2 protein-coding genes are annotated in these 3604 nt (G+C 30.1%); both read right to left on the minus strand.

Annotated features, from left to right (window positions below):
- Positions 1-124: 124 nt before the first annotated feature.
- Positions 125-2764: a RecB-like helicase gene (locus ACXJIE_RS07445; RefSeq protein ID WP_456480339.1), complete on the minus strand. Its 2640-nt coding sequence runs from the start codon at positions 2762-2764 to the stop codon at positions 125-127.
- A partial coding sequence (locus ACXJIE_RS07450; protein WP_456480340.1) for a PD-(D/E)XK nuclease family protein occupies positions 2761-3604 on the minus strand: 844 nt, incomplete at its 5' end. The genes ACXJIE_RS07450 and ACXJIE_RS07445, both read right to left, overlap by 4 nt.

A 3604-nucleotide genomic window follows, 5' to 3' on the forward strand; every position in this document is an offset into this window, starting at 1 on the left:
TTTTGAATATCCTCTTTAAACTTCTCAATTAAAAATCTCCCCTCTTTATCAAAATATTCAGGAAAAAGTCTCTTTAACTCCTCAATTTTTGAAGAGATATCAATTTCACTCAGTTTTTCTTTTTTCATTCAATCTCCTTAAATTCTCTTTCATCCACATAAAAAAATTTTCCCTTAGCTTTTTTACCCGTTATTTTTTCCACCGCCGATTTATAGTTGTTTATTTGATCCACATATTTGCTTTCATCATTTGGGCGTGTAGTTTTGTAATCTATTATCAAAAGTTCTTCTTCTACAAACAAATCTATCCTCCCTACCTTTCCTTCAACAATATAGGCAAGCTCTTTTTTACCGTTTGGAATCAGAGGTTTTGAAGCCTCATACATTTTCTTAACTTCCTCAATATCGCAAAAATCCCCGTATCTGTTTCTAACGGCTTCTAAATCCTCGCATTCAAACGCGTAATGCAGTGCGTTTCCAAGAAAAATGGCTTCGTAATCGTTTGGCTTGTATTCTTCCTCTTTAATTAAATTTTCCTGTTTTCCGATATTTATTATTTCGATTTTTACAGGCTTAGTTTTTTCTTTATTTTTATTTTCGCTTGGAATAACCTCGCCTTTTTGCATTTTTTCAAGACTGCTTACAAAAGCCGAATAACTTTTACCTTGTTTTGTTTTTTCGCTTCTTTTTAAAATAATTAAAGAGTTTTTAGCCCTTGTAAACGCGACGTATTCCGCATTTTTTTTGTCTTCCTCTTTTAGGCGCTCTTCCTTTTTTAAAATTAAAGAATAATTTTTATCAATTATCTCCCTATTTGGAATTTTTAATTTAATATTTTTTAATTTTGCATTTTCGTAATAAAAAACAATATTACCGCTTGGATTTTCTCTATCGCTTAACCTGTCAAGAACTATAACATTATCAAATTCAAGCCCTTTACTTTTATGAATGGTCATAATTACAATTCCGTCAAACTCACTTAACGGCAACTCTTCTTCATATGAATCAATCTCTTTTACAAAATCAAAAAGAGTGTCATATTTTTTAGAGTGATAAAGAAGTTTTAGACTTGCTTCATCTAAAAGGTTAAATTTATCAATTATCTCTTTTATCATCAAAACAGGTCTATCAATTTTTATATCAATCTCTTCTTCACTCCATTTTTTCCCAATTAATGAGAGAAAATTTAATTTTTCGATTTTTAATTTTGGATTGTTTAGATATTTCATAAGAGAAACAATCGCTTTTGCGCTTTTTTGTGAAATTACTTTTGCCTTTTTAGCGCTTACCGCTTTTTTACCGCAACTTGCTAAAAACTCGCTTAAATCTAAAATATCCTCGTTCTTATGCACAAGGACGGCAATATCTCTGTCTTTTACTCCGTTTTCATTTAAAAATTTAATTTTTTCATAAACTTTTTCAAATGCATTCTCTTTTGTAATTTCATCAACCTCAATATATCCTTCTTTTTCGCTTTTTACTTTTTCTTTCAAATCAAATTTTTCATTTACAAATTCGACTATATTTTTTGCGCTTCTGAAATTTGTATCAAGTCTTTCAACCTCTAACCCAAAAGGCTTATATCTTTTTGCAACCTCATCAAAAAGCTCTTTTTGACCTCCGCGAAAACGATAAATTGCCTGTTTTTTATCGCCTACATAAAAGAAACTCCTAAACTCTTTTCTTCCAATTCCGCTTGCAATTTCGTCAATTATAGGCTCAAAAATCTCCCACTGAGTAATAGAAGTATCCTGAAACTCATCCATTAAAATATGATTGACCCTGCTGTCAAGTCTAAAATATAAAAAGTCTCTGTTTAACTCCTCTTCTCTTAAAAGAGCATAAACTAAATGCTCAATATCCTTAAAATCAAGTAAATTTTCATCTTTTTTTAGCTTCCATTTAAGCTGTTTGTATTTATCGTAAAAATCAAAAAGATTTTTAAAGAATTCATATTCCATATAATCAAAATACTTTTTAAAAAACTTTTTAAGTTCAACTAATATATTCTCAAACCAATTCTGATACAATCCTTTTTTCTTAAAATAAGAATATTGTTTTAACTCTTCTTTTGCAAACCAAGTAGTATATGGTACTTCGTAAAAATCTATATTTACAGCTTTTATTGCGCTATTGCTTGATAATTCATGATTTAGAATATACTCTTTTAATCTATTAAAAGCATTTTTTGCCTTAGTATCGTCAGGCTTTTTTATTGGCAAAAGAGTTAAATTTTGAAGCTCTTTATCTTTTTCATAAAGCTCTTCAAATAAATTGATAAGTTTTGTAAATTTTTCTTCTTTTTTTGCAATATCTATTAAAGTTTTAAAATTTTTTTCATCCAAACTTTTTAAAAAAGCTTTAAAAACAATCTCATTATCAACCGCCCCAATATTAAAATTGCTTCTTACTCCCGCAAAATAGCTGAATTTCCTAAGTATTTTATTTATAAACGAATCAATCGTCTGAATATTTACATCGCCTTTTAAAAACTTCTCAAGCAGATTATTTTTTCTTTTTAAAAGTTCTTCTTTATTTATACCTATTTCATTACAAATCATATTTACAACGTTTTCATCATTTCCTAATTCTTTTAAAAACTTGACGATTCTCTCTTTCATTTCGTTTGCGGCTTTATTCGTAAAGGTAATAGCCACGATATTTACGGGTGATTCCACATTCAAAAGCGAAATATACCTGTTTGCCAATCTAAACGTTTTGCCGCTTCCGGCACTCGCACTTACAGCCAATAGTCTTTTCATCATTCTCTCCCGCATGCGGTTTTGTATTCGCAGTACTTGCAAATCTCAGCCGCAGTTTTTGTTTTTTCTTTTCCGTTTATTTCATACACAATATCCTCGGCTTCTCTCACCTTTTTTGGAAGGTTACTCAAAACATCATCAAGCGTCTTAGTTTTTACAACGCCCTCTATTTTTTTGGAATTAAAAATATCCCATATTATCGTTTTTATGTTTTTACCCTTAAAATTTTCCTTTGCCCACAGAAAATAAAAGGTGGTCTGAAGCTCATACGGATAGTTTTCGCTTAATTCGGCGCTTTTTGAGGTTTTATAGTCAATCAACACTATTTCGTCGTTTTTTAAATCAATCCTGTCAACCCTTGCGGCAAGGTCTAATCCTTTATAATTAAATTTAATGTATTTCTCAGGCAGGGTTTTGGAATATTTCATCTCTTCAAAGTCTTTTTTTGCAAACTCTTTGATTTTATCATCCCACTTTACAAGCACATCAAAAAGCAGCTTTTTATCGGTTATTCTTTTTGTTATTTCGTCAATCAAAGCATTATAATATTCTTTTTCATTGTTTCTTTTACTTTTATTTTTTACAACCTCTTCAAACTCATCATGAAAAATATTACCAAAAAACTCCTCTTCGCTCTCTTCTTCATTAACAATTTCCAAAACATTGGCAAAATAATATCTTTTTGGACACTCTATCAGGGTTTTAAGCTGTGTCGGATACAAAGGGAATTTAATTTCAAACTCATAGTCATACCGCGCGATTTCTTTTTCTTTAGAATACTCAAGCACGGCAAATTTATATTTTTCGTCAATTTTTACCGCTTTTTCCTCATCAAAACCGGGA

The sequence above is a fragment of the Nautilia sp. genome, assembly GCF_053994455.1.